22 protein-coding genes are annotated in these 25,627 nt (G+C 73.2%); 6 read left to right on the top strand and 16 right to left on the bottom strand.

The genetic code is table 11. The features are described 5' to 3' along the window. The first annotated feature begins 3 nt into the window (after positions 1-3). The gene (locus ACMCNO_RS28540; protein WP_412752531.1) at positions 4-2,127 is read left to right on the top strand and encodes a glycosyltransferase family 1 protein; all 2,124 of its coding nucleotides are present in this window, start codon (positions 4-6) and stop codon (positions 2,125-2,127) included. Between the two features lie 20 nt (positions 2,128-2,147). On the opposite strand, the gene ACMCNO_RS28545 is transcribed toward ACMCNO_RS28540, so the two are convergent. Continuing rightward, positions 2,148-3,719 carry a glycosyltransferase family 4 protein gene (locus ACMCNO_RS28545; RefSeq protein WP_412752532.1) on the bottom strand — a complete coding sequence of 524 codons (1,572 nt, stop codon included), beginning with the start codon at positions 3,717-3,719 and terminating at the stop codon, positions 2,148-2,150. Positions 3,720-3,793: 74 nt separating this feature from the next. After that, the gene (locus ACMCNO_RS28550; protein ID WP_412752533.1) at positions 3,794-5,203 is read right to left on the bottom strand and encodes a D-glucuronyl C5-epimerase family protein; all 1,410 of its coding nucleotides are present in this window, start codon (positions 5,201-5,203) and stop codon (positions 3,794-3,796) included. 301 nt (positions 5,204-5,504) lie between these two features. On the opposite strand from ACMCNO_RS28550, the gene ACMCNO_RS28555 reads away from it, so the two are divergent. Beyond that, the gene (locus ACMCNO_RS28555) at positions 5,505-6,065 is read left to right on the top strand and encodes an acyltransferase (protein ID WP_412752534.1); all 561 of its coding nucleotides are present in this window, start codon (positions 5,505-5,507) and stop codon (positions 6,063-6,065) included. Positions 6,066-6,149: 84 nt separating this feature from the next. On the opposite strand, the gene ACMCNO_RS28560 is transcribed toward ACMCNO_RS28555, so the two are convergent. The 9 genes from ACMCNO_RS28560 to ftsY all read right to left on the bottom strand — a co-directional run bounded on the left by ACMCNO_RS28560 (position 6,150) and on the right by ftsY (position 18,644). Continuing rightward, positions 6,150-7,433 (bottom strand): nucleotide sugar dehydrogenase, encoded by a 1,284-nt coding sequence (locus tag ACMCNO_RS28560; protein WP_412752535.1) that lies wholly within the window; start codon positions 7,431-7,433, stop codon positions 6,150-6,152. Then, positions 7,430-8,506 carry a Gfo/Idh/MocA family protein gene (locus ACMCNO_RS28565; protein WP_412752536.1) on the bottom strand — a complete coding sequence of 359 codons (1,077 nt, stop codon included), beginning with the start codon at positions 8,504-8,506 and terminating at the stop codon, positions 7,430-7,432. Before ACMCNO_RS28565 ends, ACMCNO_RS28560 begins: the two co-directional genes overlap by 4 nt. Continuing rightward, entirely contained in the window at positions 8,503-9,609 is a 1,107-nt protein-coding gene (locus tag ACMCNO_RS28570; protein ID WP_412752537.1) for a DegT/DnrJ/EryC1/StrS family aminotransferase, read from the bottom strand. The genes ACMCNO_RS28565 and ACMCNO_RS28570 overlap by 4 nt, the downstream gene beginning before the upstream one ends. Before the next feature lie 90 nt (positions 9,610-9,699). After that, positions 9,700-12,225: a glycosyltransferase gene (locus ACMCNO_RS28575; RefSeq protein ID WP_412752538.1), complete on the bottom strand. Its 2,526-nt coding sequence runs from the start codon at positions 12,223-12,225 to the stop codon at positions 9,700-9,702. A gap of 96 nt (positions 12,226-12,321) precedes the next feature. Next, positions 12,322-14,631 carry a [protein-PII] uridylyltransferase gene (locus ACMCNO_RS28580; RefSeq protein ID WP_412752539.1) on the bottom strand — a complete coding sequence of 770 codons (2,310 nt, stop codon included), beginning with the start codon at positions 14,629-14,631 and terminating at the stop codon, positions 12,322-12,324. Further along, a complete protein-coding gene (locus ACMCNO_RS28585) occupies positions 14,631-14,969 on the bottom strand; it encodes a P-II family nitrogen regulator (protein WP_165449693.1) in 339 nt (112 codons plus the stop codon). Before ACMCNO_RS28585 ends, ACMCNO_RS28580 begins: the two co-directional genes overlap by 1 nt. Positions 14,970-15,005: 36 nt before the next feature. Next, positions 15,006-16,394 (bottom strand): ammonium transporter, encoded by a 1,389-nt coding sequence (locus ACMCNO_RS28590; RefSeq protein WP_412752540.1) that lies wholly within the window; start codon positions 16,392-16,394, stop codon positions 15,006-15,008. 222 nt (positions 16,395-16,616) lie between these two features. Further along, positions 16,617-17,414 (bottom strand): phosphotransferase, encoded by a 798-nt coding sequence (locus ACMCNO_RS28595; protein ID WP_412752541.1) that lies wholly within the window; start codon positions 17,412-17,414, stop codon positions 16,617-16,619. Positions 17,415-17,465: 51 nt separating this feature from the next. Continuing rightward, the gene (gene ftsY / locus ACMCNO_RS28600) at positions 17,466-18,644 is read right to left on the bottom strand and encodes a signal recognition particle-docking protein FtsY (protein ID WP_412752542.1); all 1,179 of its coding nucleotides are present in this window, start codon (positions 18,642-18,644) and stop codon (positions 17,466-17,468) included. A 173-nt stretch (positions 18,645-18,817) separates the two neighbouring features. Here ftsY and ACMCNO_RS28605 point away from each other — a divergent pair, with 173 nt between their 5' ends. From ACMCNO_RS28605 to ACMCNO_RS28620, 4 genes are all read left to right on the top strand, one after another. After that, a complete protein-coding gene (locus ACMCNO_RS28605) occupies positions 18,818-20,545 on the top strand; it encodes an alkaline phosphatase D family protein (RefSeq protein WP_412752543.1) in 1,728 nt (575 codons plus the stop codon). 117 nt (positions 20,546-20,662) lie between these two features. After that, a complete protein-coding gene (locus tag ACMCNO_RS28610) occupies positions 20,663-20,935 on the top strand; it encodes a hypothetical protein (RefSeq protein WP_412752544.1) in 273 nt (90 codons plus the stop codon). Next, positions 20,935-21,366, top strand: a complete 432-nt coding sequence (locus tag ACMCNO_RS28615) for a hypothetical protein (RefSeq protein ID WP_412752545.1) — start codon at positions 20,935-20,937, stop codon at positions 21,364-21,366. Before ACMCNO_RS28610 ends, ACMCNO_RS28615 begins: the two co-directional genes overlap by 1 nt. 40 nt (positions 21,367-21,406) lie before the next feature. After that, entirely contained in the window at positions 21,407-21,928 is a 522-nt protein-coding gene (locus tag ACMCNO_RS28620) for a DinB family protein (protein WP_412752546.1), read from the top strand. A 28-nt stretch (positions 21,929-21,956) separates the two neighbouring features. On the opposite strand, the gene ACMCNO_RS28625 is transcribed toward ACMCNO_RS28620, so the two are convergent. The 5 genes from ACMCNO_RS28625 to ACMCNO_RS28645 form a co-directional block, all read right to left on the bottom strand. Continuing rightward, complete coding sequence (locus ACMCNO_RS28625; RefSeq protein WP_412752547.1) at positions 21,957-22,649, bottom strand: adenosylcobinamide amidohydrolase; 693 nt, start codon at positions 22,647-22,649, stop codon at positions 21,957-21,959. 65 nt (positions 22,650-22,714) lie between these two features. After that, positions 22,715-23,476, bottom strand: coding sequence for a hypothetical protein (locus ACMCNO_RS28630; protein WP_412752548.1), 762 nt, complete (start codon positions 23,474-23,476; stop codon positions 22,715-22,717). A gap of 37 nt (positions 23,477-23,513) precedes the next feature. After that, a complete protein-coding gene (locus tag ACMCNO_RS28635; protein WP_412752549.1) occupies positions 23,514-24,335 on the bottom strand; it encodes a hypothetical protein in 822 nt (273 codons plus the stop codon). Continuing rightward, positions 24,328-24,840 (bottom strand): sigma-70 family RNA polymerase sigma factor, encoded by a 513-nt coding sequence (locus tag ACMCNO_RS28640; protein ID WP_412752550.1) that lies wholly within the window; start codon positions 24,838-24,840, stop codon positions 24,328-24,330. Before ACMCNO_RS28640 ends, ACMCNO_RS28635 begins: the two co-directional genes overlap by 8 nt. Before the next feature lie 152 nt (positions 24,841-24,992). Continuing rightward, positions 24,993-25,607 carry an HAD family hydrolase gene (locus ACMCNO_RS28645; protein ID WP_412752551.1) on the bottom strand — a complete coding sequence of 205 codons (615 nt, stop codon included), beginning with the start codon at positions 25,605-25,607 and terminating at the stop codon, positions 24,993-24,995. Positions 25,608-25,627: the final 20 nt, after the last annotated feature.

Raw genomic sequence — 25,627 nt, forward strand, 5'->3', positions numbered from 1 at the left:
CGAATGATCCGCGTACTACTCATCGCCGACGGGCCGCCGAGGAGCCCGCACACCCTGGCGGAGAAGGTGCGGCAATGGTCGGCGGCGGGCGCGGAGGTCGCCCTGGCCAGCGGCGTGGTGTCGCGCGCCATGCCGGAGCTGCCCGCGGAACTGGCCCAGGTGCTCGCCGTGCCGCCGCTGCCGCAGAAGCAGCGCCTGGCGGCGTTCGAGCTGCCCGGCGGGGAGAAGCTCTGGCGGCGGTTCCACCGGGTGCCCGCCGCCCGGCGGCTGGGCGCCCGGGCCGACGTCGTCGTCGCACTCGACTCGCTGGCCGTACACACCGCGTGGCAACTGGCCCGCCGGCACCGCGGCGCCGACGTGGTGTTCGGCCTGGCACCGGCCGAACGGGCCATCGCCGCCCGAGCCGCGCGCCCGGTGCGGCACGCCGCCCGGCGGGTGTTCGGCCGCGGCCCGGTCCCGAGGGTCGCCGCGGCGGCGCTGGGACGGCGGGCCCGCCGGTACAGCCGGTGGCCCGCGCGTGCCGCGACCGGTACCCGGGTCCATCGCACCGCCGCCGGCCGCGCGTTCTGGCAGACGGTGGTCTGCATGCGGCGGCTGCCCTCCGGTGTCCGGCTGCCGCTGACCCGGCGCGTCTGCGACAGCCTGCAGCGCGCCGGGATGCCCGAGCGCAGCGACCGCACGTTGCTGGCCGCCGCCCACGAGGAGCGGCACCTGGGGAGGCGGGCCGAGCTGCTCGGCGGCCAGGCGGCACGGGCGATGGCCGAGGGCACGATGCCGTCGTACCTGACGACCGCGGTGCAGACCGGTTTCGCCGCCGCCGATCAGGCGTACTCCGACGGCGACCTGCCGACGGCGGCCCGGCAGTTCTGCGCGGCCACCCGGGTGCTGTTCCACCGCGGCGTACACCTGGATTCGCTCACCTCACCGGCGGTCGCGGACCCGTACGCGTTCGCCGCACCGCTGCGGGACAGCGCCGTCGGGCGGGAACTGGCCGTGCCCCGGGGCCGGTCCGGCCATCCGCGGCAGGTCACCGGGCGGCCGCATCGGATCCTGTTCCTGTACCGCAAGAACGACACGTTCCTCAGCCGGATCCGCGAACGGTACGCCGAGCATCCCGACGCCGAGGTCCGCTCCGTCGACCTGGTGCGCAGCCCCGGTGACCCCACCAGCCTGGCCCGGCTACGACCGCGGTTCGTCGAGCACCAGCTCCGCGGCACCTCACCGTACGGCGACATGTTCGCCCGGCTGCTCCAGCCACACCTGGAGTGGGCGGACACCGTTTTCGTCGAGTGGTGCACCGGCGCCGCCGCGGCCGTGACGCTGGTGGATCCCGGGTCGACCCGCATCATCGTGCGGCTGCACAGTTTCGAGGCGTTCACCGAAGTGCCGCACCTCATCGACTATTCACGGGTCGACGACATGATCTACGTGTCGGACCACCTGCGCGACTTCGTGCAGGCCGCGGTTCCGCGCCTGAGGGCACCGGCCGCACCACGCGCACATGTGCTGCCCAACGCCATGGACCTGCGCCCGTACGCCCGCCCCAAGGCTCCGGACGCCCGGTTCACCGTGGGCCTGGTGGGCATCCACTCGATGGCCAAGGATCCGCGCTGGGCCATCCAGGTCGCGCGCCGCCTGCGGGAGCACGACGAGCGGTACCGGCTGCTGGTGATCGGCGGCCAGCCCGGCCACCACGCCAGCCGCGCGGCGCGCAACTACTACTTCGCGTACACCCGGGAGCGGCGGGAGCTGGAGCGGGACGGTGCGCTGCAGCGCTACGGGCAGACGGACGACGTGGCGCAGGCGCTGACCGAGGTCGGGGTCATTCTGAGCAGCTCCGTCCGCGAGTCCTGGCACTGCGGGCTGGTCGAGGGCGCGGCCAGCGGTGCCGTGCCGGTCGTGCGGGACTGGCCGTTCTTCGCCGGGCGGGCGCATGGCGCCCGGTCCCTGTTCCCGTCGGACTGGGTGGTGCCGGACGTGGGCGAGGCCGTGGACCGGATCCTCGCCGTCACGTCGTCGGAGGAGGTGTGGCGGGCGACCGGTGCGGCCGCCGCCGAACACACCTGCGCCACCTGGGACTGGCCGGTGGTGGGGCCACAGTTCGACCGCGTGCTGCTCGGCGGCTGACCGGTCAGGACACCAGCCGGTCAGGACACCAGCTTGGCGTACACGTCGTCGAGCCGGGCGGCCTGCCGTTTCCAGGTCCATTCCTCGAGGAGACCGGGCTGGTCGTAGGCCGCCCGGTACTTCGTGGGATCGGCGAGCACCTGCTGGACCGCGCGGACGTAGTCCTCGACGTCGTCGGCCCGGTACACCTCGCCCTGCCCCGTGGTTCGCACCATGTCGGCCATCGCCCGGACGTCGCTGACCACCAGCGGCAGCCGCGCCTGCGAGTACTCGAAGAACTTGTTGCTCAACGCGATCTCGTGGTTCGGCAGGTGCCGCAGCGGGCTGACCGCGGCGTCCGCCGCGGCGACGGCCGGCACGACCTGCGTGTACGGCAGATACGGCAGCAGATGCACCCGATCCGCCACCCCCAGCTCCTGCGCGAGCTCCTCGATCGGCTTCGCGGGTTCGCGGTTGCCGTTCGGATGCAGCGAGATCAGGGCCAGGTGCACGCCCGGCAGGCGATCCATGGCGGACACGATGAGGTCGACGCCGCGGACCTCGTTGATGCCGCCGAGATACACCAGCAGCGGTGTGGCCGCCGCGATCCCGCAGAGCGCCCGCAGATCCGGCACGGCCTCCCCGGTCGCCGACACCTCCGGGGCGTTCAGGACGACGACCGGCGGGTCGCTCAGGCGGTGTCGCGCGCGCAGCAGGTCCGCCAGCATCGGTGAGACCGTGACCACGGCGTCGGCGTCGCGGGTGTACTCCCGTTCGTGGGCGACCTGTCCGGGCAGCCAGCGGGGGCTGCCCGGCCGATCGGTCATGCCGGAGACCAGCTCGTGGGCGTCCCACACCAGCTTGACGGTGCGGCCGCGGCTCGCCGCACGAAGCTTGGCGCGCGCACCAATGCCGATCATGCGGAAGTCGTTGGCGTGGATGATGTCCGGCTTGAGGCGGTCCACGACCGGGCCCAGGGACATCTCCCAGTCCCACAAGGCCGGATCCAGCCGGCGCCAGCTCCGGGGCCCCAGCAGAAGCTGCCAGAACCTGATGCCGAGCCGGGTGAGCGGCGCGTCCGGGTTCTGCCGGGCCGCCTCCAGCCGGTCCAGCTCGGCGCGCCGGAACCGCACCCAGTGGCGCTTCACCTTGAGTGCGAGACGGGCGGGCAGCAGACCCGCCCGTCCGACCGCGGCACGCCAGCGGGGCGCACCTGCCCTTCTGGCCAGCGCCAGCCGTCCGAAGCGGACCCGCAGGTCGGCCTCCCGGGCCCGCACCTCCTGCGCCCGGTGGGCCCCGAGCCGTCCGGGCGGATACGCGAACGGCCGGCGCATGCTGCGGCGGAACCCGCACAGCGGCACACGCATCGCCGCCTGGATCCGTACCAGCCGGACCTGGGCGTCGCCGATCGACCATGCGGTGTCGGTGCTGTGGCTGGTCCTGATGCCGAGCAACGTCACCGTCCACCCCGCGGCGGCAGCCGACATCGCCTGCTTCTGTACGCGCGAGTCGCCCACCACGCCGTTGTCGACCAGCATCACCACCCGGCCGCGCGAGACGGTCCCGGACGCCGGCGCGGCCTGGGTCGGGGCGGACGTTTCGATCAGCGTCACAGGCTCTCCATTCACGTTCAACGGTGCACGTTCTTCAACTGCCCCGAGGAGAGCGAGGATGCGCGGACGCCGGCTCAGGCCAGCATCGTGGCCCGGGAGAGCGGCAGCCAGTACCCGCGCAGCAGACCGGCGCTCACCAGGACCGCGCGCCGCCCGAAGATCCACCCGACGGCCACGACCGGGGCGCTGGAGGTTCGGCTCAGCCGGATGGTCCGGCTGCCCGTGGCCGTGTACGCGCTGAAGCTGCCCGCGCCCAGGACCACCGTGCGCGACCCGAAGTACGGGACCGCCGAGACCGGCTTGGTCGCGACGCGCACCGGTACCGCCTCCTGCACCCAGTAGTCCCGCAACGGACCCGCGGTGAGGTGGTACCAGTACCCGGGCTGGCCCGCGATCCGCCGGCGCTGGTCGGCCGGAACGACTGCGGACCGGCTGACCCGGACGATGTGTTTGCCCACGACCCGCCCGTCGCCGACGCTGCGGAAGAGGACGCCGGGATGGCGCCCCGCCCGGAACCGGACACTCGTCGCCTGCCGCGGCGCGGGGAAGTCGGCCAGCAACAGCTCGGCCATCCTGGCGAAGGCCGGGTTGCTGGTGAGCGCGTGCAGGTGCGTCAGCTGACTGATGTGGACGGCGTGGTAGTGCTCCGAGGTGTCGGGAGCGCTGAGGCTGTACTGGGACGCCGTCCCGGGGTTGCGGAACCCGGTGAGCACGTACCGGGCGACGGTGGTCGTCGCCTGGTCGAAGAGGGCCGCCGCCACCGGTGAGCGCGTGCTGCGCCAGTAGTCCCACAGGCCGTAGACCGCGAAGAGGTGCCCGTTCAGCACCCGGGCGGAGCCGCGGGCGGTGCGGCCCGGGTACTCCTCGAGCCACAGCATCGAGTTCGCGTCGCGCCAGACCCCCCAGGGCGCCGACGGGCTGTATCCGAGCGTCAGCGAGGCGAACGTCGCGTCCGCCGCGGTCCGCCAGCGTGGCTGACCCGTGACCTCCGCCAGCCGGGTGAACAGCGAGAGGGCCTGCCCTTGGGCCATTCCCGAATACCACGGCGCCGGCATGGTCCGGTGCATACCGGCGCCGAGCGCGAAGTCGAAACGGTACGGATACCACCACGCGCCGCGCGACTCGACCCGCGTGTCGATCAGTCGTTGTCCCTGCCGCGCCGCCAGATTCAGGAACCAGGCGTCGCCGGTGAGCCGGTACGTGTTGAGCAGGTAGAGCCCGTACTGCGCCTGGGCGACGGGGTGATTCATCGGACGGCCGCCGGTGAGCCGGGCACGGGCGAACATCCGCACCCCGGTGGCGTCGACCAGCCCTACCGTCCGGCGCGGCTGCAGCCGCGAATCGTTGTACGGACGGGCTGCGGGCGCGACGTCCAGGGGTGGGAACCGTAGCGTGGCGTGCTGCGCCGTCAGCTGCGGCACCGCCGGGCGCCGTGGCGCGGCGGGCGGGAGGACGAGACCCGCCAGGACGGCTACGACCGACACCGATCTCATGATCCGCACCCGCCGATGATCAGGCCGGCGGACCGCGCGCGCCCGGCGAATGCGTCATCGTCATGCGAACGGGCTATTCGAGCGGCCGTCCGCCGCGATACGAATCGCGTATGGTGTGGACGGACGATGTCGACCTGTCACGAGAATCCCTCGTGATATCGCAGTCGCATTTCTCCGCCCCCGACAAATCCCCGGCATTTCCGTTGACCGACCGGTCGCTTCTCCGCCGGGCCGCAACGATGCTCAAGCCCCCCGCCCCCCACCTGCCGGTGCGGCATCTGAAAGGAAACCGATGACAGACACCGACTCGCCGGTCTTCGTCCATCCGACGGCAGAGGTGGAGGACGGCGCGCAGATCGGCGCCGGTACGAAGGTGTGGCATCTGGCCCACGTACGGGGCAGCGCGAAGGTGGGTGCGGGATGCGTCCTCGGCCGCAATGTCTACGTGGACGCGAATGTGTTCGTCGGTGATCTGGTGAAGATTCAGAACAACGTCTCGGTGTATCAGGGAGTCACGCTCGAGGACGAGGTCTTCGTCGGCCCGTGCGCGGTCTTCACCAACGATCGCCGACCCAGGGCGCAGAACCCCGGCTGGGTCATCACCCCCACGGTGGTGCACCGCGGCGCGTCGATCGGCGCCAACGCGACCCTGGTGTGCGGCATCGAGGTGGGCCCGTACGCGATGATCGCCGCCGGTTCCGTGGTCACCCGGGACGTCGCGGCGCACCAGCTGGTCGCCGGCAATCCGGCGCGCCCGCTGGGCTGGGTCGACGAGCGCGGCGACGTGATCTCCCGCGAGGCCGAGCCGCCGCCGTCGATCGCCGACCGGGTCCGGACGTCGCGCCGCCCGTAGGTGGCAGGGGCGGGTCCATCTCCCGGCCGGTGCACCGCCCCCGGCCCGGCGTCCAGGCCGGGGGCTTGTTGGCGCAAAACCCGCTCAGCCGCCGATCAGGATCCGCCGGACACCCACCCACGCGGCGGGGTCCGTGATGCGGCGCCCGTCGACCAGGACCCGGACCAGCGGCAGCTCGGCGGTGCCCAGCGTCCGGTACTCGGCATGGTCGGCTTGCACCACGGCCGCAGTCACCGGCTCACCCCGGTGCGCGGGCAGCCCGAGCGCCTCGAGTTCCCCGGCCGTGTACATCGGATCGCTGACGAACGGCCGTGCACCGCGGCGCCGCAGCGCCTCGACGGTCGCGAAGACCCCGGAGAACGCGGTCTCCTTGACCCCACCGCGGTACGCGGCCCCCAGCACCACCACGGGCTCCCCCGTGAGGTCACCGGCCGCCGCGGCCAGCAGGTCCACCGCGTACTCCGGCATCGCCGCGTTCGCCTCGCGGGCCGCGCGGACCACCGTCGCGGCGGGATCGTTCCACAGGTAGAGCCGGGGATAGACCGGGATGCAGTGCCCGCCCACCGCGATGCCGGGCGCGTGGATGTGGCTGTACGGCTGGGTGTTGCACGCCTCGATGACCTTCGCGACGTCCACCCCGACCGTGTCGGCGAAGCGGGCGAACTGGTTGGCCAGCCCGATGTTGACATCGCGGTACGTGGTCTCGGCCAGCTTCGCCAGCTCCGCCGCCTCGGCGCAGCCGAGGTCCCACACACCGTTTCGCCGCGCCAGATCCGCCCGATCGTCGAAGTCGAGGACGGCCTCGTAGAACGCCACCCCGCGGCGGGCGGACTCCTCGTCGACCCCGCCCACCAGCTTCGGATAGCGGCGCAGGTCGGCGAAGACCCGTCCGGTGAGGACCCGCTCCGGGCTGAACACCAGCGCGAAATCCTGTCCGGCCGTCAGTCCCGACCCCTGTTGCAGCATCGGCGCCCAGCGCCCGCGCGTGGTGCCGACCGGCAGCGTGGTCTCGTAGCTGACCAGGGTGCCGGGGCGCAGTCCGGCAGCCACGTCCCGGGTCGCGGCGTCCATCCAGCCGAAATCGGGAGCCCCGCCGTCGTCGACGAACAGCGGCACCACGATCACCACCACCTCGGCCGCCGCCACCGCCGCCGAGGTGTCGGTGGTGGCACTCAACCGCCCCGCCGCCACCGCCTCCTTCAGGCGCACGTCCAGGTCGGCCTCACCGGGGAACGGCACCACACCGTCGTTGACCTGCTGCACGACCCGCGGCGCGATGTCCGCGCCGCACACCACATGCCCCTTGCCCGCGAACTGCACGGCCAGCGGCAGACCGATCTTGCCGAGGCCGACCACACAGATTCTCATGAGCTCTGCTTGCTCCTCTCCGACGAGGGCTCGACGCGTTCCGGCGTCCGCTGCCGCGGATGGGTGGCGGTCGCCTCGGCGGACGGGATCGTCACCGTGGCGCCGTCGCGCGCCGAGGCCAGCACCGCGGTGGCCACCTCGACCGTGCGCAGCCCCTCCCGCAACGAGACGATGCCGCTCTGCTTCCCGTCGACCGCGTCACGGAACAGTTCGTGCTCGATCAGCAGCGGCTCCCGCTTGGGCAGGGCGTAGCGCACCATGTCGCCCTGCGAGACCCCGACGAACGTCCGCAGCGCCTCCCACTCGGTGTCGATGGCGGCGTTGGCGTAGAACGTCAGGTCGGCGGTGAGCGTGTCCGCGACGTAGCAGCCCCGGTCACCGGTGACGACGGTGGCCCGCTCCTTGAGCGGACTGAGCCAGTTGACGAGGTGGTTCACCATCGCGCCGCCGGTCAACTGACCCACGGCGGCCACCATGTCCTCGTGCGGGCGGCCGCTGCGCGACACGGTACGAGCCGAGATCGACACGTACTCCTGGCCGGTGACCCAGGCGGTCAGGTCGATGTCATGGGTGGCCAGGTCCAGCACCACACCCACGTCCGCGATCCGGTGCGGGAACGGGCCCTGCCGCAGCGTGACCACCTGGAACACGTCGCCCAGTTCGCTGGCCTCCAGCCGGGTCCGCAGGCTCCGCAGCGCCGGGTTGTACCGCTCGATGTGCCCCACCCCGGCGACCAGCCCGCGCGACTCGAACGCCTCGACCAGCCGGCGGGCCGCCTCCACCGACAGCGCGAGTGGCTTCTCGATCAGCGCACACACGCCGGCCGCGGCCAGCTCCAGGCCGACCTCCTCGTGCAACGCGGTCGGACAGGCCACCACCGCGTAGTCCAGCCCGAGCGCCAGCAGATCGGCCAGCTCGGACACCACGGGCACCGACACCGCACCGGTCGGGTCGCCCACCGGGTCGAGCACCCCGGCGAATTCCACCCCGTCCAGGCCCGCGAGGACCCGCGCGTGGTTACGCCCCATCGCGCCCAGGCCGATCAGGCCGGCGCGCAGCCTGCGGGTGCTCACGACACCACCTGCAGGCCGCCCGCCGCCGCACCGATGCGGTCCAGCTCGGCGTCGGTCAGCGTCGGATACACCGGGAGCGACAACACCTCGCGGGACGCCCGTTCGGTCTCCGGCAGGTCCCACGGCCCGGGCCGTCCCCCGGCGTCCAGGTACGGCCGCAGCCGGTGCACCGGCGTCGGGTAGTAGACCGCGCTGCCGACCCCCCGCTCCCGCAGCCGCTGCTGAACCGCGTCGCGGTCCCCCCGTACCCGCACCGTGTACTGGTGATAGACGTGGTAGGCCCCGTCCGCCACGCTCGGGGTCTGCATCCCGGTGATCACCGAGTCGAGGAACTTCGCGTTGGCGCGGCGCCGCTCGGTCCACTCCGGCAACCGGCGCAGCTGCTCGCGGCCGATCGCCGCGGCGACATCGGTCAGCCGCATGTTGGCCCCGACGATCTCGTTGGCGTACCGCTGCTCCATGCCCTGGTTACGCAGCAGGCGCAGGGTGCGGGCCAGCTGGGCGTCGCCGGTGGTCACCATCCCGCCCTCGAGACAGTGCATGTTCTTCGTCGGGTAGAAGCTGAAACACCCCGCGGCGCCGAACGTGCCCACCGGCCGCCCGTGCAGCGACGCGGCGTGCGCCTGGGCGGCGTCCTCCACCACGGCGAGGCCGTGCCGCTCGGCGATCGCCATGATCCGGTCCATCGCGGCGGGATGCCCGTACAGATGCACCGGCATGATCGCCGCCGTCCGCGGGGTGATCGCCGCGGCGACCGCGGCCGGATCGAGGCAGAAACTGCCGGGCTCGATGTCGGCGAACACCGGGGTCGCGCCGACCAGCCGCACCGCGTTCGCGGTGGCCGCGAACGTGAACGACGGCACCACGACCTCGTCACCCGGGCCCAGGCCGAGCGCCAGCAGGCTCAGCTGCAACGCCGAGGTGCCCGAGTTCACCGCGACGCAGTGCCGTCCCGCCACCAGCTCGGCGAACTCCTGCTCGAACGCCGCCACCTCCGGCCCCTGCACCACCATGCCGCTGCGCAGCACCCGCACCGCTGCCTCGATCTCACCGTCGCCGATCACCGGCCGCGCAGGCGGGATCACGTCGTGGCTTCCAGCCATGGTCACCTTTCCCGACCGCCGTCGCCGCGACGACGGTCCACGTTGTGGATGCGCCACCGCACGGCGCTACAGGGTCAACGACTACGCGGGCTAGCGGGCACCGGCCGGTGCCACGCGCGGCGTGGGCAGCGCCGGGTCGGCCCGGGCGAGCAGGTCGGCGATCCGGGCCACGAAGCGCTCCGGCCGGTATGCCGAGGCCACCGCGCAGTACCCCTGGCGGCTGCGCCCGGCGTAGCGCTGCGGGTCCTGCACGTAGCCGGCCAGCAGCGCGGGCACCTCGGCGGGCTCGGCGTACGCCGCGGCGTCGCCGTACAGGGCGGCGAGGCGCCGCGGCAGCAGCACCACGCAGCCGGACGCCGCGGCCTCCAGCACCGGCTGCGACCACTGGCCCACCACGCGCGGGTGCGGATAGTGCAGGAAGAAGTCGAGCTGCTGGAGGAACGGTTGCGGCTCCAGGTCACCGGCTTCGAAGCAGAGCCAGGACGGCGGCATCTGCGGATCCGGCAGCAACCGGTCGGGCATCCGTACCCGGATGTCCGCGGCGCCGCCCAGCCCGCGCAGCACGGCGAGGATCTCCGCGCGCTCCGCCGGCAGGCCGCCCTGATCGCACAGGTCGACGCCGATCACCGGCAGGTGGCCCGCCAGACCGGAGCGCGGCCCCGCTCCTTCGGCGGCGGTGACGACGAACGGCAGCTCGTCCGGCAGCACCGCCAGCCCCGGCTCGGCGGCCAGCAACGCCTGCCGGACCGCGGGATCCTGCGGCCACCACACGGGGTCGGTGCCGAAGAGCTCGCGCGCCGCGGAAGCACACGCGGCCGTGGTGTACCGGTGATCCGCGCCGTCGTCCCGCATCGGTGCCCGGTCCGCCGCCACGACCACGCGGTGCGCCCGGAACCGGCCCGGTAGGCCCCGCGCGAACTGCAGGACGGCCGCGTGCCGGACCAGCACCAGCCCGGCCTCGACGTCCTGGCCCGCCTCGACCTGATCGACGGCCCCGTCGTTGACGAGCTGCTGGATGTCGCGGATCGGCGGCAGCCGCCGCTGGCGTACGTACCGGTAGGTCTCCAGGTGGGTGACCGCGACCCGATGGCCCGCCGCGATCAGGGCGCGCACCTCCGCGACCGCGGCCCGCTGCGGGCTCTGCCAGAAACGCCAGTCCGCCGCGACCAGGACGTCATACCGGCGGGGCGGGACGGTCGCGCCCGGGCGCCGGGTGAGATGTTCCGGGGCCTGGAACGGCCGGTCCACCGCATCCCGCGGCCGGTACGGATCGGCCTCCCCGGCCGCGATCTGCTCATGCCACCGCAGGTACGCCGAGCTGTACGCCACCCGGGCCGGGTGCATCCAGTACGCGCGAACCTCCGCACGCGACAGCGAGTGTTCCGACAACCGGATCAGCGCGAGCGGCTCCATCTCCAGGTGGTGCACGGCGCCCGCACCGAACGCGGCCTCGATCCGCCCGATGTACTCGGAGTCGCCGGCCTTGCGTACCCCGTCGAAGTAGCCGATGCGCCGCAGCACCGGGTCCCGCCGGAACAGCAGTGACGACGGGTTGAACCGGCCACTGCGTACCCCCGGGCGGTTGGTCAGCAGCTGGTCGGTGACCGACAGCCCGTCCGAGGTGCTGGCGACCAGCCGCGGCGCGGTCAGCAACGGCTGCACCTGCAGTTCCAGCCGGCGCGGGTGGGACCAGTCGTCGGCGTCCTGGAACGCGACGAACTCCCCGCCGCAGGCGGCGAGTCCCGCGTTGCGGGCCGCGTAGGTGCCCACATTGGCCGGCAGCTTGACGAGCCGGACCCGGGGGTCCATGGCGACCGCGGCGGCCAGCTCGGCGTCGAACTCCGCCGGGGAGCCGTCGTCGACCAGGACGACCTCGAGGTTGCGCCACGTCTGCGCCAGGATGGACCGGACCGCGGTCCGCAGGCTCCCGTCCGGCCGGTACGCGGGAACGACCACGGACACCTGGTACGGGCTCTGCACCGGCTCGACCGGCGCCGCGGAGAGCCGGTCGAACGGGGTGCGGGCGTCGTCGTCGAGCAACACCGGCGCGGGTTGCGGCAGCAGCGCCTGGAACGCGGCGAGCCACGGCTCCATCGGGCGCCCCGGGACCGTGAAGGGATTGGCGAGGTCGACCAGGATCGCGGCGCGGGTGGCCCGTTTCATCCGGCGGTACCCGGCCAGCAGCTCCGGCACCCGGGCAGGCCCCTCCTCGGCCAGCAGCAGCTGCGCGTGCAGGCCCTGGTGCAGCCCGTTCAGGGCGTTCGCCCCGAATCCCGCGCGCACCAGGTCGAAGAGGCCCAGGGCGTCGCGCCGGTCGTCCGGCTGCAGATCCTGGAACGCCAGCACGTGCGCGAGCGCGGCCAGCGCCTTGGGGTCGACCGTGTGCTGGATCGCGGTCAGCCAGGACAGGTCCTGGGTGCGGGCGGCCGCCAGCAGCTCCGGCAGCGTGCCGGCGCTGCCGAGGGCCGCGCGGGCCAGCAGCAGCCGGACGTCCAGCGACCGGTTGCGGATCGCGGTGTTCGGCAACGCCGACCGCAGGGCGCCACCGATGACCGCGATGTGGTCGTCCAGCAGGCTCGTGGGTTGGGTCGCCGACGCCGTCTGGGGTTCTGGCATGCTGCCCGCTGCACCTCTTCGATCCGGCGGCGCCGGCCCCCGACGCCCTCCTGGTGCCAACGGCCCCGCCGCGCCGAGGTGACGCGGGGTCCGGGCTCAGACCGCGGCGAGAACCGCGGCGCCGATCCGTTCCCGCTGCTGCGGGTCGGCCAGCGCACCGACGAGGTAGAACGCGTCGACGACGTCGCCGCCGAGGGTGGAGATCCGGGCGGCGCGCACCTCGGCACCGGCCTCGTCGAGCGCCGAGGCGACCCGGTACAGCAGACCGGGCGAGTCGGCCGCGCGCAGTTCGAGGATGACCGCGTCGGTCGCCGCCCCGCCCTGCCACACGACCCGGGGCGCGGCGCCGCCGCGGGCGCTCATGGCCCGGGCCCGGACCCGCTGGGTGACCGAGACGTCGCCCGCGGCCACCCGGCGCAGGTCGGCGGCGAGGGCGACCGGGTCGGCGGGTGAGCCGTACCGGGGCTGGGTCCAGAATTCGACGATGGCGCGGCCGTCCACGGTGGAGGCGTCGGCCGAGAGCACGTCCAGGCGGTGCAGGGCGAGGCACGCGGTGACCTGGGCCAGCAGGCCGCGCCGGTCGGCCGCGGCGACCGCGACCCGGTCGCCGTCGAGGTGCACCGCGGGCAGGTCGCCGCGCAGCAGCGCCGGGTCGGCGGCGGGCGGGTCGGGCAGTTCCCCGGTGTGCAACGCGGTGTGCACGCGGCGGACCAGGTCGGCCAGCAGCCGGCCCTTCCAGTCGGACCACGCGGCGGGCCCGGTGGCGTGCGAGTCGGCCCGGGCCAGCGCGTGCAGCAGGTCCAGCGTGGCGGGGTCGCCGACGGCCTCGGCGACGGTGGAGATGGTGACCGGGTCGGAGAGGTCGCGCCGGGTGGCGGCGTCGGGCAGCAGCAGATGCAGCCGGACCAGCTTCTCGATCGTGGCGACGTCGGCGGGCGGCAGCCCGATCCGGGCGGCGATGTGGGCGGCCACGGGCGCGCCCGCTTCACTGTGGTCGCCGGGCAGGCCCTTGCCGACGTCGTGCAGGAACGCGCCGAGCAGCAGCAGGTCGGGCCGGTCCACCTCGCGGGTGTACGCGCTGGCCTCGTACGCGGCCTGGACGAGGTGCCGGTCCAGGGTGAACCGGTGCACCGGGTGGTGCTGCGGCAGGCTGCGCATGCGGGCCCACTCGGGCAGCCACGCGTCGATCAGGCCGTACCGGTCGCAGGTCTCCCAGGCGGGCAGCAGGCCGGGGCCGGAGCCGAGCAGGGAGACCAGGGCGGCGCGGGCGGCGCCGGGCCACGGGGTGGGCAGCGGCGGGCAGAACGCGGCCAGCCACTCGCAGGTGGCCCGGGCGATGGGCAGCCGGTGCGCGGCGGCCGCGGCGGCCACCCGCAGCGACAGGGTCGGGTCGGGCACGGGCCCGATCGCGGTACGGGCCAGCACCAGCTCGCCGTCCTGCTCGACGACGTCGCGGGCCACCGGGCGGCGTCCCGGCCCCCGGGCGGGGATGCCGCGGCGGCGCCCGTTGCGCAGCCGGTCCGCGGCCCGCCAGGCGTCGTCGAGGGCGTGTGCGACCGCACGGGCGTCGCCCGCGACCCGGCGCAGCAGGGCATCGCCGTGGCTGACCGACTCCGTGGGCCCGTGCGCCGCGTCCGGGGTGGGCAAGGGCAGGTCGAGCAGGTCGGCGACCGTGCCGCGTTCCTGGGCGACGAGCCGGTCGACGCGCCGCCCGACCGCGAGGTGCAGCGCGTCGCGGGTGTCGAGCAGCCGTACGTGGGCGGCGCGGACCGCGGGCCGCATGGTGTCGGCGACGCCGGTGCGGCCGATGGCGCGCAGCAGGGTGACGTCGCGCAGCCCGCCCGCGGCTTCCTTCAGGTCACCTTCGAGCAGGAACGCCAGCTCGCCGTGGGTGGCCCAGCGGGCCAGGGTGATCTCCTTGAGCTGCGGCATGAGCCGCACGGCGGTGCGCCGCCACTGGTCGGCGACCGCGCTGACGAGTTCCGCGGAGAGCCGCTCGTCGCCCGCGACGTGCCGCGCGTCGAGCAGCCCGAGCGCGACCTTGACGTCGTCGTGCGCCACGGACAGCGCCTCCGGCACGGTACGCACGGAGTGGTCGAGGCCGAGCTTGGCGTCCCAGATCGGATACCACAACGCGGACGCGATCCGGTCGATCCCGGCGGTGCCCCGGTGCAGCAGCACCAGGTCGAGGTCGCTGTACGGGGCGCACTCGCGCCGCCCGAGCCCGCCGACCGCCAGCAGGCTGACCCCCGGCACGTGGGCCGGGAACAGGGTGACCAGAAAGGAGTCGAGCGCCGCCGCCCGCGCGGCGCGGGCGGCGGCACCGAGATGTTCGCGCAAGGTGTGCAGCGAGTCGCCGGACGCCCGGGCGGGCGGCACCGGCGACTCACTGACCACATGTGACATCAGAGCGCGTCGAGCCCGCGCTCGCCGGTACGGACCCGGACGACGTCCTCCACGGCCGTCACCCACACCTTCCCGTCGCCGATCTTTCCGGTACGCGCGGCCGTGACCACCGCGTCCACGACCTTCTCGACGTCGATCTCGTCGGTCAGCACCTCGACCTTGATCTTCGGCAGGAACTCCACGGTGTACTCGGCGCCGCGGTACACCTCCGTGTGGCCCTTCTGCCGTCCGTAGCCCTGTACTTCGCTGACGGTCAGGCCCGCGACGCCGAGTGCGTGCAGCGCCTCCTTGACCCCGTCCAGCTGGTAGGGCTTGATGACCGCGGTCACCAGCTTCATGCTCAGTCCCTCCATCGGTGCAGTCATCAGGAAAAGCTAACCGGCGACCTTCTCGCTGACCGCGGTCTTGCCGTCAGCGTCGGGCGTGGTGGACGGGCCGAGCCCGGCCATGGCGAACGCGCCTCCGCCGCCGGAGCCCGCGGCCGGGGTGAACTCGTACGCGCTCTCGCCGTGGTCGGCGATGTCGATGCCACCGCGCTCGGCGTCCGCGCTGATCCGCAGGCCGCCGAAGGCCTTGATGGCCAGCGCGATGACCGCCGCGACGGCGAACGAGTACACCGTGACGGACAGGCTGCCCGCGAACTGGCGGCCCAGCTGGGTGAGGCCGCCGCCGTAGAACAGGCCCTCGCTGGCGCCCAGGCCGGGGTCGCTGTTGATGGCCGCGTTGACCTGCGTGGTGGCGAAGAAGCCGATCGCGAGCGAGCCGATCCAGCCGCCGACGAAGTGGACGCCGACCACGTCGAGCGAGTCGTCGAAGCCGAGCCGGTACTTCAGGCCGACGGCCAGCGCGCAGACCGCACCGGCCACCAGGCCCAGGATGATCGCCGGAACCGGGGCGATGAAGCCGCAGGCCGGGGTGATGGCGACCAGACCGGCGACCGCGCCGGAGGAGGCACCGACCATGGTCGGCTTGCCGTCGCGCAGCCACTCGACGACGATCCAGCCGACCAGCGCGGCGGCCGTGGCGACCTGGGTGTTGATGAACGCGAAGACGGTGGTGCCGTCGACGGTCAGCTCGGAGCCGGCGTTGAAGCCGAACCAGCCGAACCACAGCAGGCCCGCGCCGAGCGCGACGAACGGCACGTTGTGCGGGCGCATGTTCTCCCGCGGCCAGCCGACCCGCTTGCCGAGGACCAGGCAGAGTGCCAGCGCGGCCGCACCGGCGTTGATGTGCACCGCGGTGCCACCCGCGAAGTCCAGCGCGTGGATCTTGGCGCCGATGAAGCCGCCGCCCCAGACCCAGTGCGCGACCGGGACGTAGACCAGGGTGAACCAGGCGAGGGCGAAGATGACCCAGCCGCCGAACTTCATCCGGTCGGAGACCGCGCCGCTGATCAGCGCGACCGTGATGACGGCGAACATCATCTGGAAGACCATCACCGCGTACGTCGGGATGCCGGTCTTGGCGCCGAGGAACAGCCATTCCTCGGTGATCGTGCCGGGGCCGGTGCCGAAGTACTGGGTGAAGTTGCCGATGACGTTGTTCAGGCCCGCGTTGCCGTTGGTGCCGAAGGCCAGCGTGAAGCCGTAGACGGTCCACAGGATGCTGACGAGCCCGATGCACGAGAAGCTCATCATCATCATGTTCAGAACGCCCTTGGACCGGTTGAGGCCACCGTAGAACAGCGCCAGGCCGGGGGTCATGAGCAAAACGAGCGCAGACGACAGGAGCAACCAGGCGGTATTGCCGGTATTGATCTCCACGCTGCCTCCTCTCGGATTAGGTGTCCTCCCACACGACCCACTTCAGCAGCGTCGCCAGTCGGCCGGTTTCGTGGCGGAAGCCTCTCCGGCCGCTGTTTCACGCACGGTCTACGCGCGATTTCTGGCGCGTGACGGGTTGTTTCGTACGTGTGAAGAAACTCTCACAGGCGGCAGCACCGAGAGCGTGAACCGCCGCATTGCGCCCATCCGGCGCCGCAGTGATCAGCGGAGCGCGTACTCGAGGGTGTGCCGCTCGTAGTCCAGCAGCCGCAGGTCGCGCATCGGGCGGCGCAGATGCCCCTTGTGCACGATCCGGACGAACGCCGGATCCCCGGCCGCCGCCATCCGCCGGATCCCCTCGACATGGTCCACGATCCGCTTGCGGATCGTGCGGACGAGGCGGTGCCGGTCCCGCGGGATCAGCCCGTACGCGTCCGCGAACAGCCGCAGCCGCCGCGGCCGGTTCGGCCGCTTCCAGCCCAGCGTGTACGAGTCCCGGTCGCTGAACAGCGGCACCCACGTCCACGCCGCGTACGCGACGTCGTAGATCCGGGCACCGGGCGAGGCCAGGTCGAAGTCGATCAGCGCGAGGGTGCCGTCCGGCCGCCAGACCACGTTGTGCGGGGCGGCGTCGTGGTGGCAGATCACCTCGGCGTCCGGCGGCGGCGGCCCGAACGAGCGCCACACCGCACCCGGCGGGTTCACGAAGCCGTACTGCGCGTCGTGGAACATCCGCAGCATCGTGGCGACCGTGACCAGCGCCTCCTCGGTCACCCAGTGCGGGGCCAGCGGGTACTCCCCGCACTCGCCGTCGAGATACGACAGGACCTCACGGCCCTTCTCGTCCATCCCCAGCGCGTGCGGCGAGCCGGTGAACCCGACCCGTTGCAGGTGGTTGAGCAGGGCGTGCACCGACGGAGTCCACGGGCCGGCGTTGCGCCGGACCGTGTCGCCGATCCGCGAGACCGTGCTGACGTTGCCCCCGTGCAGCGGGATCTCCCGGACGGGTTCCTGCGTCACCCACGACCTCCCGTACCCGAACCGCGCAGCAGAGGCTGCGCGGTCCCGAGCCTAACCGTCGCTGCCAAGCAGCGCCTCGACGAAGGCCGCCGGCTCGAACGGGGCGAGGTCGTCCGGTCCCTCCCCGAGGCCGACCAGCTTCACGGGAATTCCCAGCTTGCGCTGCACCGCGATGACGATGCCGCCCTTCGCGGTGCCGTCCAGCTTCGTCAGGACCACGCCGGTAACGTCCACCACTTCGGTGAACACCCGCGCCTGCTCCAGGCCGTTCTGCCCGGTGGTGGCGTCGAGGATCAGCAGCGCCTCGTCGACCGGGCCGTGCTTCTCCACGACCCGCTTGACCTTGCCCAGCTCGTCCATGAGCCCGACCTTGTTCTGCAGCCGCCCGGCCGTGTCGATCAGCACCGTGTGCACGCCGGTGTCGATGCCCCGCTTGACCGCGTCGAACGCCACACTGGCCGGGTCACCGCCCTCGGGCCCGCGCACGGTCTCCGCACCGACCCGCTCACCCCAGGTGGCGAGCTGCTCGCTGGCCGCGGCCCGGAACGTGTCCGCCGCGCCCAGCACCACGCTGTGACCGTCGGCCACCAGCACCCGCGCGATCTTGCCGCAGGTGGTGGTCTTGCCCGCACCGTTCACGCCGACCACCAGCACCACCGCGGGCCGCCCCTCGAACGGCCCCGCCTTCAGGCTGCGGTCCAGGTCCGGCTCCAGCGCGGCGATCAGCTCCTCGGCGAGCTGCTGGCGTACCTCCTTGACGGTCCGGGTGCCCAGCACCCGGACCCGCTCCCGCAGCCGCTGCACGATCACCTGGGTGGCCTCGACCCCGACGTCCGCCGTGATCAGGCTGTCCTCGATCTCCTCCCACGCCTCCTCGTCGAGGTGGTCGCGGGACAGCACCGCCAGCAGGCCCTTGCCCAGCACGCTCTGGGAGCGGGCCAGCCGGGCCCGCAGCCGGACCAGCCGCCCCGCGGTGGGTTCCGGCTGCTCGATGAGGTGCGGCGCCTCCTCGACCGGCGCGGGCGCCACCTCGGGCTCGGCGACCGGCGGGGCGGCGACCTCGGTGGGCGGCGCCGTCGGCGCCTCGGCCGCCGGGGGCCGTTCCAGGGTGGTGGTCCCCCCGCCGGGCGGCGGTGGCAGCTCACGGCGACGCATCCGGGGCACGACCAGCACGGCGGCCCCGACCAGCAGCGCGATCAGCAGAATGACGGAGACGACCACGTATTCCATGCCGAAATCCTGACAGATGCGCCCGCCGGGTGCGGTGTCGCCCGGCCATGTCCGGCGTCACCGCCCGGTCACCGCGGGGCACCCGTCCGGATGTGGCGGGCGGCGACCCGGATGTGGAGGATGGAGAACCCTCGTCCAGACGGAGGCACCATGCCGCACCACCCGAACCGCCGGTGACCGCGCAGCTGCGCATCGGGCCACTGCTGCGCCGCGTCGTCGGCGAGCGCGCGACGGTCTGGGTGGAAACGTCCGGCCCCGCGCTCGTGCGGGTCGAGGCCGACGGCGACGCCGCCGGCTGCGCGCCCACCTTCTCCGCGTACGGGCACCATTACGCGCTCGTGGTCGTCGAGGGACTTGCCCCGGACACCGCGACCACGTACCGGGTGCTGCTGGACGACCGGCAGGTCTGGCCCGAGGCGGATTCGCCGTACCCGCCGCCGGTGATCCGCACCCGGGCCGCCGACGACCGCGCCCAGCCCGTGCAGCTGGTCTTCGGCTCGTGCCGCGAGGCCACCCCGAAGGCCACCCGCCGGGCACTGCCACCGGACGCGCTGGACGCGTACGCGCGCCGGCTGATGGCCGATCCGGAGTCGCGCCCGGACCTGCTGGTGCTGCTCGGCGACCAGGTCTACGCCGACGAGACCTCGGCAGGGGTGCGCCGGGTTCTGCGCCGCCGCCGGGCGGCCGGTCACGAGGGCCCGCCCGACCAGGTGGTCGCGTACGAGGAGTACACGGCGCTCTACCTGGAGTCCTGGCGGGATCCGGAAGTGCGCTGGCTGCTGGCCACCGTGCCCAGCGTCATGATCTTCGACGACCACGAGGTCATCGACGACTGGAACACGTCGGCGGCCTGGCGGCGGGACATGTCCGCGCAGCCGTGGTGGCACGAGCGGATCACCGCGGGCCTCGCGTCGTACTGGGTCTATCAGCACCTCGGCAACCTCGGCCCGGACGAGCTGGCCACCGACTCGCTGTACGCGCGCGTGACCGCCGCCGAGGACGCCACGGAGCTGCTGCGCGATTTCGGCCGCACGGTCGATGATCCCGGCGCCGCCTCGCCCCCCGGCCCCGCCGGGCCGGGCGGCGTGCCGGACACCGGCGACGAGGTGCCGCGGGCGTACCGGTGGAGTTTCGCGCTGGACCTCGGCCGTACCCGGCTGGTGGTGCTGGACAACCGGTGCAGCCGGGTGCTCACACCGGGACGGCGGGCCATGCTGCCCGCGCAGGAGTGGAGCTGGTTCGTCGACCAGGCCCACGGCGACTACGACCACCTCGTCGTCGGGTCGTCGCTGCCGTGGCTCATGCCGCCCGCGATCCACCACGCCGAGGCGTGGAGCGAGAAGGTGGCGGACTCCCGGGGCCGGCGCCGGGCGGCGGTCGGTGAACGGGTCCGCCGGGTGTTCGACCTGGAGCACTGGGCGGCGTTCGGCCGCTCGTTCGACGCGCTCGCCGAGCTGTTCCGCCGCCTCGGCGAGGGCGGACCGCAGGCACCCGGCCACCGCAGGGGCGCGGGCGGTGCGTACGCCGCCCCCGACTCGATCAGCGTGCTCTCCGGCGACGTGCACCATTCGTACGTCGCCCGGGCTGAGCTGGGCCCGGCGATGCGCACGCCGGTGCACCAGCTGACCTGCTCTCCGATCCACAACGAGGTGCCCGCCCCGCTGCGCCCGCTGATGCGGGTCAGCTGGTCACGGGCGGCGGCGCGGCTGGCGCGTGGGCTGGCGAAGGCGGCCGGGGTGCCCCGTCCGGCGCTGCGGTGGGCGCGGGTGAGCGGGCCGTACTTCGGCAACGCGGTCGCCACCCTGCGGCACGAGGGCGAGCGGGCGACCGTGGTCATCGAGGGTACGACCAAGGGCGGCGAGCTCGTCGACGTGGCGCAAGTCAGCTTGACTAGCGACTAGACGTCGTCAGTCCGTTCGTAGTATTGTCCCTACAGAACGACAGGGGCCCCATCGTTCACTCGTTGGTGTAACCATGCATTGGTACACCTGTGCCAATCCCACCGGTATGATTCGAGCATGACGAGGCGGATCACTGTGAGTCTTCCCGACGACGTAGCCGAATACCTCGACAGTCACCCCCACGCGACCGACATCGTGACCAACGCGGTACGCGCCCGGATGGAGCGTGCCGAGGAGACCCGGAAGGCGCTGGAGGCCGTCGGCTTCCGGTCCACACCGGAGGGCCGAGCCTGGGCCCGCTCCGTACTTCGCCCCCTCACCGAGGAGCAACGCGCCGAGGTCCGGCGTCGAAGCGCCTTGATCCAGGCCGGGCGCTCGGAGGAAATCTGATGAAGCGCCCGGACCGTCCCCGAGCGATCGGAGCCATCCTGGATCGCTCCGCGCTGGAGTCCTACGCCCGCGGGCATGTCCACGTCGGCGAGCTCATTCAGCAGGTGACCGATGAGAATGACGGCTCGGCGGTTGGCATTCCCTCGGCCGCCCTGGTCGAAGCTCTCGCCCGCGTGGCACACGACAAGACAGCCAAGGACCTGTTGAAGTACGTGACGACCCTGGGCGCCACGGTCGTGCTGCCACTGGACCAGACACACGCCGCTGGAGTGGCGGCAAACGTGCCGCTCGTCCGTGGTGATCTCGCGCGGGCGCACGCCATCTGGGCCGCACAGCATCACGAGACGTTGTGCTTCACGGCTGAGCCGGAGGCCGTGCCCGAGGCCATTCTCACCGACCAGATCATCACCATCCCTCGCGACGACGCGTAATCCGGCTGTACATGATCGAGGCGCGGTCCAGGATGTCTGAATGACCTCCTGGACCGCGCCGCAAGCGCAGCGCAACTCCGAACCCTTCACCGGCGACGAGCGCCCCATGCTCGAAGGCTGGCTCGACTGGCACCGCCAGACCCTGCTCTCCAAGGCCGCCGGGCTCACCGCCGACCAGCTCAAGACCGCCGCCGTCGAACCGTCCAACCTGACCCTGCTCGGGCTGATCCGGCACATGACCGAGGTGGAACGCATCTGGTTCCGCCGCCGCGCCGCCGGGCAGAACGTCCAGGCCGCCTACTGCGCCCCGGACAACGTCGACGGCGACTTCGACGACGTCGCCAACGCGGACGCCGCAGCGGACCACGCCGCCTTCCTCGCCGAGATCACGCTGGCACGCGCGGCCGTGTCCGAGCTTCCCCTGGATCACGAATTCGCCACGCCCCGCCAGCCCGCCGTCAGCCTGCGCTGGGTCTACCTGCACATGATCGAGGAGTACGCCCGGCACAACGGCCACGCCGACCTGCTCCGCGAGCGCATCGACGGCGCGACCGGCGACTGAGCCGAGGCGCCGCGTGGGCGGAGCTGCTTCATCCGTTGCCGGGTCGCCCCGTCCGGCGATCCTGCCGGTCGGACCACGACGGAGGCCCGGCCAGGTTGGCCGCGCCACCGTCGAGGACCGCCCGGAACGCCGCATCTGCCAGCCGTCGGCCCCACGGCGCGCGGGGGCCCGCGTAGCTCGCCGCCGGACCGGTCGGCGGGCAGAGGACGGCGACCGCGTCGGTCGCCGTCCCGGTGGCGGCCAGGCCCAGCTCGCGGATCGCCTGCGTCTTGGCCTCCGTGATGGTGGCGACCGCGTTGACCAGGGCACCACCGGTGAGCTGCTGCGGCACCCACGCCACGAGGTTGACCGTCCCGGCGTGCGGCTCCGGCTCGGCCGTAGTGGCCGCGGCCTGGACGGGGGCGCTGAGGCCGACCGTTGCCCACAGTCGTACCTCACCGTCGTCCACGGCCACCACGTCGGCGACGTCGACGCCGGTCAGCAGCCCCACACCGGGTCCGGTCAGGCCCAGCCCCGCAGCGATCTCGCGCAGGTGCACGTCCGGGTCGTCCCGGTCGTACGACATCGGCACGGTCGCGTTGACGACCCACCGGCACGGTCCGATCCCGCCACCCACCACCGCCGAGGAGACCGCGAGCGCGGGCTCCGGCAAACGCCACACCAGCAGCGGAATGTCGCAACCCTGCTCGGTTCGGGAGCTCGGGACCGGTTCGGCGATCATGGCTGGACCCTAACGCCTGCCGCCCGTCGACAACGCGACCGGCGACCGGAGCACCCGAGCCGGCCTCAGTCCAGTGCGGGCAGGCTCGCGGGACCACGGTCGGGGAGCAGAAACGGCGTGTCGATGTCCGGCGTACCCTCGCCGATCCGTACGGCGGCCACGCCGGTGCCGCCCGGCAGCAGCTCGCCCTGCTCGTCGCGGACCAGGAAGGTGTTCGCGCCGGTGTAGACGGTGTACGCGGGCTTGCCGTCCGCATCGCCGGTGCGCCGGAACCGGAACTGCTGCCCGGGCGCGGACGCGTCACAGGCGGCGGTCACCACCGGCGCCGGACCGTCACCGTTGCCGCGCACCGCGACGCACGACGCCTCCCCGCCGACTCGGATCTTCGCCGTCTGGATCAGGTACCGGTCCGCGCCGATGGGGGTGGGCACGAACAACGCCCGGTCGCCGGAACCATCGGTCAACCCGATCCGGCCGGAGGCGTCCACGACCACGATCCCCTCGCTGCCCACCGGCACGAGGTACACCTGCCGGCGCCCGGAGAAGACCCCGGCGCCCGCCGGGGCCGTGGACCTGGCCGGTGCGGACGAACGTGCCGTGGTGGCGGGTGGCGACGCCGCGGTGGAGGTGACGGGCCCGGGAGAGACCGGGGTGCTGGCAGCCGGGGAACCCCCGGCGGGGGTGCTGGCGGTTCCGGGGCCACCGGCCGGGGAGCCGAGTCCGCCGGCCGCCGCCGGTCCGCCCCGGTTCGCGGCGCAGGCCGCCGAACCGAGCATCAGGGTCGCGGCCATCGCGCCGAGGGCGGCGGCCCGAAGATACGCACGCATGAGGAACTCTCCTTCGTCGAGAGGTGTGGAGGGGATTTCAGAACGGGAGGGTGGCGGCGCCCCGGTCGATGAGGACGAACGTGGTGTCGAGGGGCCCATCGCCGAGTTCCTCGGCGATCAGCCCGGACGTGCCGGTCGGGTTCCATTGCAGGTACGCGTCGCCGTTGCGGACCCCGTACGTCATCCGCTGCTGGTTGTCCCGGCCGCGCTCGTCGAAGACGAAGCGCTGGGCGGCGTCGCGGACGTCGCATGCGGCCGTGACCACGGTGAGCGGATTGCTGCCGTTGTTGCGCACCCGCAGGCAGTACGGCTCGCCACCGGCGGTGAGCTTCCCGGTCTTGATCAGGTGGTCGGAGCTGCCGGGGGCGATGGGCACGGGAACGAAAAGGGCGCGGTCTCCGTAGTCGGCGGTGATCCCGACGCGCCCGGACGCGGTCACGGCGACCACAGACTCGGGCACCTCTTCCCCCTTGTGCAGCACGAACAGGAACACCTGCCGCTTGCCCGACAGAACCGCGGGGTCCTGCTTGGACGGCTGGCGCGAGGTCGGCGGCGTGGAGGTGGGCGAGGTAGGGGACGTCGCACCCGAGGGGGCCGGGGACGCCCCGCGCGAGACGGGCGGGGAGGCCGAGCCAGCGGGCGGGGCCGGGGCGGGGCCCGCACCGTCGGGCTGGGCGGCGGCGATGCCGACCCCGAGCGCCACCGCGGCGACGGCGCCGAGGGCTCCGGTGGCGGCGTACCGGCGCTTGCGGCGGCGGTCGGCCCGGGCTCGCAGGTCGGCGGCCGGGGACAGCCGCCCGGTGTGCCCGGCGTGCCGGGCGAGCGCGGCGAGGCCGCGGTCGAGGTCGTGCTCAGGCATCGTGGCTCACCCTTCCCGTGTCGGGGCCGTCGGTGTCGCTCAGGTGTTCGGCCATGGCGCGGCGGCCGCGGGCGAGCCGGGCCTTGACCGTGCCGGTGGGCGCGCCGACCTCCTGCGCGATCTCGGCGACGTTCAGCCCGACGAGGTGGTGCAGGACGATGACCCGGCGCTGGTCGGCGGGGATCTGGCGCAGCGCGTGCACCAGGGCGACGTGGTCGGGGCTGAGCCCGTCGATCTCCTCGCCGACCGCGTCGCGGTGGTGGGCGCGCAGCCGGTTCACGGCCTTGCGCCACGCGCTGACCGCGTTGCGGGAGGCGACGCGGCGCACCCAGGCCTCGGGGCTGTCGCAGTCGCGGACCGTGGCCCACCGGTCCCACGCCTTCAGGTACGCCTCCGCCACGGCGTCCTCGGCCTCGGCCCGGTTGCCGGTCATGGCGTACACCTGACCCAGTACCCGCCGGGACGACGCCGCGTAGAAGGCGTCGAACTCTTCGGCATCCCGCATCGATCGCTTCTCCTGAGCTGACCCGTCCGCCCGGCGATCTTCACCGGGCGTCGAGTACGTGACGCCCGGGCCCGGGGCCCGGTTGCATCAGAAACGATCTTCTCTCCCGCCATGCCCTCTTGACGCCTGAGCGGGCATGCCGGTTGCGTGCGCTACGGAAGTCCGAGGGCCCCGCGCAGGTACGGCAGCCCGTCCGGCCCGGACCACCGGTATGCCAGCAGCTTCGCCGCCCGGGCGCCCCGCACGACCCGGTCGTCGTCGTCGACGAACAGGATCCACTGCGGTTCGAGGCCGAGCGCGGCGGCCGCGTGGGCGAAGAACTCCGGGGCAGGTTTGTGGATGCGCAGCTCCCACGAGCTGACGACCAGGTCCACCTCGCCGGTGAGGCCGAGCGCGGCCAGGTCCCCGGGGAGCCGGTCGGTGGCGTTGGTGGCGATGCCCACCGGCCGCCCGGCGGCGCGGGCTTCACGGACGAACGCGAGCACCTCGGCGTCGACCTCGCCCCGGTGCGTCTGCCATTCGGTGACCGCGGCGCTGGCGTCCCCGGCGGGCAGCGGCAGCCGGTCGGCCACCGCGCTCATCCACTGCGCGTCGGTCAGCTCCCCGGCCACCGCGGGGCGCAGCAGGTCCCAGGTGAACGCCGTCTCCATCAGCGCGCCGGTGGCCAGGCCGTACTTCTGCTCCACCGCGGCCGGCACGGCCGGGTCCCAGCGGCGCAGCACGCCGTCGAGGTCGATGAGCAGGGCCTTGGCGGGTTGGCGGCGCATGATCGTCAGCCTACCGAGAG

This window comes from Krasilnikovia sp. M28-CT-15 (assembly GCF_047159595.1).
GTDB lineage: Bacteria > Actinomycetota > Actinomycetes > Mycobacteriales > Micromonosporaceae > Actinoplanes.

Bases quoted from the DNA above. Each gene is read 5' to 3' on its own strand.
- ACMCNO_RS28540 (WP_412752531.1), top strand. From the start codon at position 4: ATGATCCGCGTACTACTCATCGCCGACGGGCCGCCGAGGAGCCCGCAC.
- ACMCNO_RS28555 (WP_412752534.1), top strand. From the start codon at position 5,505: ATGACAGACACCGACTCGCCGGTCTTCGTCCATCCGACGGCAGAGGTG.
- ACMCNO_RS28560 (WP_412752535.1), bottom strand. From the start codon at position 7,433: ATGAGAATCTGTGTGGTCGGCCTCGGCAAGATCGGTCTGCCGCTGGCC.
- ACMCNO_RS28570 (WP_412752537.1), bottom strand. From the start codon at position 9,609: ATGGCTGGAAGCCACGACGTGATCCCGCCTGCGCGGCCGGTGATCGGC.
- ACMCNO_RS28575 (WP_412752538.1), bottom strand. From the start codon at position 12,225: ATGCCAGAACCCCAGACGGCGTCGGCGACCCAACCCACGAGCCTGCTG.
- ACMCNO_RS28580 (WP_412752539.1), bottom strand. From the start codon at position 14,631: ATGTCACATGTGGTCAGTGAGTCGCCGGTGCCGCCCGCCCGGGCGTCC.
- ACMCNO_RS28585 (WP_165449693.1), bottom strand. From the start codon at position 14,969: ATGAAGCTGGTGACCGCGGTCATCAAGCCCTACCAGCTGGACGGGGTC.
- ftsY (WP_412752542.1), bottom strand. From the start codon at position 18,644: ATGGAATACGTGGTCGTCTCCGTCATTCTGCTGATCGCGCTGCTGGTC.
- ACMCNO_RS28610 (WP_412752544.1), top strand. From the start codon at position 20,663: ATGACGAGGCGGATCACTGTGAGTCTTCCCGACGACGTAGCCGAATAC.
- ACMCNO_RS28615 (WP_412752545.1), top strand. From the start codon at position 20,935: ATGAAGCGCCCGGACCGTCCCCGAGCGATCGGAGCCATCCTGGATCGC.
- ACMCNO_RS28620 (WP_412752546.1), top strand. From the start codon at position 21,407: ATGACCTCCTGGACCGCGCCGCAAGCGCAGCGCAACTCCGAACCCTTC.
- ACMCNO_RS28625 (WP_412752547.1), bottom strand. From the start codon at position 22,649: ATGATCGCCGAACCGGTCCCGAGCTCCCGAACCGAGCAGGGTTGCGAC.
- ACMCNO_RS28630 (WP_412752548.1), bottom strand. From the start codon at position 23,476: ATGCGTGCGTATCTTCGGGCCGCCGCCCTCGGCGCGATGGCCGCGACC.
- ACMCNO_RS28635 (WP_412752549.1), bottom strand. From the start codon at position 24,335: ATGCCTGAGCACGACCTCGACCGCGGCCTCGCCGCGCTCGCCCGGCAC.
- ACMCNO_RS28640 (WP_412752550.1), bottom strand. From the start codon at position 24,840: ATGCGGGATGCCGAAGAGTTCGACGCCTTCTACGCGGCGTCGTCCCGG.
- ACMCNO_RS28645 (WP_412752551.1), bottom strand. From the start codon at position 25,607: ATGCGCCGCCAACCCGCCAAGGCCCTGCTCATCGACCTCGACGGCGTG.